2 protein-coding genes are annotated in these 2,958 nt (G+C 71.3%); both read right to left on the bottom strand.

Features of this window, described 5'->3' with window-relative positions:
- Positions 1–18: 18 nt before the first annotated feature.
- On the bottom strand, positions 19–864 hold the full coding sequence (locus ETD83_RS40910; protein WP_230421527.1) for a protein kinase family protein: 846 nt from the start codon (positions 862–864) through the stop codon (positions 19–21).
- Positions 865–1,125: 261 nt separating this feature from the next.
- On the bottom strand, positions 1,126–2,958 hold a 1,833-nt coding region (gene murJ, locus ETD83_RS40905; RefSeq protein WP_329603074.1), incomplete at its 5' end, for a murein biosynthesis integral membrane protein MurJ.

The raw sequence follows: 2,958 nt of genomic DNA, 5'->3' as shown, positions 1-2,958 counted from the left end.
CACCGAGATCTACCCCGTCTAATTCGTCGGCAGCGTCAGATGTGTACAAGAGACAGGCGTTGGCGATTGCGGGTGGCCGAGACCGGCGAACAGCGGCAGCGGTGTGCGGGGAACGCCGCGCAGCGCCCTGGCCAGATCGGCGGGGGACGCGAGCGCCTCGGCCGGTCCGATGCCGAGGCAGCGGCACACGATCGCGTCGATCGCGTGCGAGATCCCGGCCTGGACCTGGCGGGGCGCGTACAGGACGCCCTCTCCGTCGACGGTGGGCGCGGCGGGGAGGTCGGATCCGGCGGGGTCGCCGGGCCAGTGCGCGGTGAGGGCCGCGTACAGCATCTGGCCGAGGCCGCGGACGTCCTCGCCCGCGGGGTCGTCGGCGTACTTGTCGCCGAGGACGGCGTCGGTCGCGATGCCGAGGATCTTGACGGTGCCGCCGGTCGTCCAGACGAGGTCGCGGGGCGCGAGGCAGAGGTGCGCCAGCCCGGCGGCGTGCGCGGCGGCGATGGCCTCGGACGCCTCGTACAGCAGCGTCGCGGCGCGTCCGGGTTCGAGCGGCGCCTTGGCGAGCATCCCCTCCAGGGTCTCGCCGACGACCCATTCGCTGACGACGTAGGCGCTCTCACCGCTGTCGTCGGCGTCGAACACCTGGGTGAGCCGCGGGTCGGTCAGCCGGCTGGCCGCGCGGGCGGACGTGACGACCTCGGCGATCCGGGGGAACTCGGGGTCGAAGGTGCGGACGGCGACGGCCCGCGCGAGGATCTCGTCGATGGCCTTCCAGAGCGACGACCCGCCCGAGTCTTTGATGCGCTTTTCGAGCCGGTAGCGACCGGCGAGACGGGTGCCGGGCTCGATGACTGACGTGCTCACGGCAACGTCCTGCACAGGTGGTCAGATCCCATGTTCGTGGCGTGGCAGCTTACGCCTCCGACCCTCCTCTTTGCGTTCCCCAGGGTGTCGCCCCGCAAGCCGTAGTCCCCCACATGGTAGTGGCTACTCGTTCAAGTGGCCGCCTTATCGCCGCGCGTCCTTTTTACTTTGCCTCTTTACTTTGCCTGGCCGTCCCGGTGTGCGCACGGCCGGGGTCGTCCGGCGCCGGGGCTGGCGCAGGGCGGGCCGCCGGTACCTGGGTCAGCGGCCGGGGAGTTTGCGGGCGAAGGTGGCGATCACGGCCTGGACCTCGTCCACCCGCATCAGCTTGGCGAAGACGAGGTACAGCAGGCCGCCTCCGGCGGAGCCGACCGCCAGCGTGACCAGCGCGGGGAAGAGGGTGCCGGTGTCGCCGACCGCGTCCGCGACGGTGTGCGTGGCGTAGGCGAACCCGACCAGCGGCCAGATCGCGACGAGCAGCTTGAGGTGTCCGCCGACGATTCGGCGGCCGTCGATGCCGCCGAGTTTGTGGCGCAGCACCAGCCAGCAGGTGAGGGCGCCGACCGTGTTGGTGACCGCGAAGCCGCCCGCGATGCCGACCACGATCCACTTGACGCCGAGGGCGTTGTAGGCGGTGAACGCCATGATGATGTTGGACGTGACGGACACGACACCGATCAGCGCGGGCGTCCGGGTGTCGCCGTGGGCGTAGAAGACCCGCAGCATCAGCTGGTACGTGGAGAACGGCACGAGGGCGATCGCGAACATCTGCATGACGCGCGCGATGACCAGGGCGTCGTCGGCCGAGGTGTTCCCGTGCGCGAACAGCACCGTGGTGATCTCCGGGCCGAGCACCAGCATCAGCGCCGCCGCCGGCATGATGATCACCGAGGAGAGCCGCAGGCCGCTGGAGAACGCGGCGCGCACGTCGGCGGTCTTGCCCTCGGCCGCGAACCGGCTCATCCGCGGCAGCAGCGCGGTGATCACGGACACGCCGACGATGGCGTAGGGCAGCTGGAAGAGCTGGTAGGCGTTGAAGTACGGCGTGTAGCCGTAGCCCTCGCCGAGCCCTTCCTCGACGGCGAGGTTCCCGGCCCGGTTCGCGAGCGCGGTCACGACGGCGAACCCGGCCTGGGCCGCGACGACGTAGAGGAGCGTCCAACCGGCCATCCGGGCGACTTCGCCGATCTCGCCGTGCTGGAAGTCGAGGCGGGGCCGCCACCGGAACCCGACTCTGCGCAGCGACGGCCACAGCGCCAGCGTCTGCAGGACGATCCCGCCGGTGGTGCCGATGGACAGCAGCATCAGCTGGCCGTCGGTGATGGTGGTCGGATCGACCCGTCCCGTCGTGACCGCCAGGAACGCGCCGCCGACCGCGATCACGACGAGGTTGTTCAGCACCGGCGCCCACATCGGCGCGCCGAAGCTGCCGCGTGTGTTCAGGATGGCCCCGGCGAACGCGCCGACGCCGTAGAAGAAGATCTGCGGCAGGAAGAACTGCGCGAACAGGATGGCGACCCTCCGCTGGTCGCCGGTGTAGCTGCCCGCGAGGACGTCGATGAACAGCGGCGCGCACAGGACCGACACGACGGTGAGCACGCCGAGCCCGATCACCGCGAGGGTGAACACGCGCTGCTCGTACCGTTCGCCGTAGGCGCGGTCGCGTTCCTTGGCGCGGACCAGCAGCGGGACGACGACGCTGGTCAGGATGCCGCCGAGCAGCAGGTCGTAGATCTGGTTGGGGATCGTGTTGGCGGTGTTGTAGGCGTTGGCGAGCAGCCCGGTGCCGAGCGCGGCGACGATGACCGCGGTGCGCAGGAAGCCGGTGATGCGGGAAGCGAGCGTCCCCACCGCCATGATCGCGCCGGACCGCAGGATGCCGCCGGACGCGCCTTTCCCGCCTTCGCCTCCGCTCGGGGCGCCGGTGTCCGGGGGGCCCGCGCTTCCGGGGACGGCGTCCACGACCGTTTCGGCGCCGCCCGCGCCCAGGCCGCCGCCGCCCGCGCCCAGGCCGCCGCCTAGGGCGCCGCCGGGGGCGGGGATGTCAATCGCCGTCTCGGCTGCGAGGTTCCCAGCGCCGGGCGGCATGTTTCC

Source organism: Actinomadura soli (assembly GCF_005889715.1).
GTDB lineage: Bacteria > Actinomycetota > Actinomycetes > Streptosporangiales > Streptosporangiaceae > Spirillospora > Spirillospora soli.
This window is presented reverse-complemented; position numbering and strand designations above follow the sequence as displayed.